General features: G+C 62.7%; 1 protein-coding gene. It reads right to left on the bottom strand.

Going from position 1 to position 212, the window contains the following annotated elements; translation table 11 throughout:
* Positions 1–212: Ig-like domain-containing protein (locus tag J0A67_RS22975; protein WP_206571716.1), on the bottom strand; the 212-nt coding region annotated here is incomplete at both ends.

The raw sequence follows: 212 nt of genomic DNA on the forward strand, positions 1-212 counted from the left end.
ACCGTGATCTTCACCGCCTCGGAGCTGGTAACGGCCCCCTTGTTGTCGGTCGCCTTGGCAGTGATGCTGTACTCGCCGGCCGAAACATTCGACCACGAATAGCTGTATGGAGCGCTGGTGTCCGTGCTCAACAGGCTGGTCCCGTTGTAGAACTCCACCTTGGCCACCGTTCCGTCGCTGTCCGCCGCAGCCGCCGCGATGGAGACGGTCTC

It is taken from the genome of Algoriphagus aestuariicola (assembly GCF_017254835.1).
In the GTDB taxonomy this organism is placed as follows: domain Bacteria; phylum Bacteroidota; class Bacteroidia; order Cytophagales; family Cyclobacteriaceae; genus Algoriphagus; species Algoriphagus aestuariicola.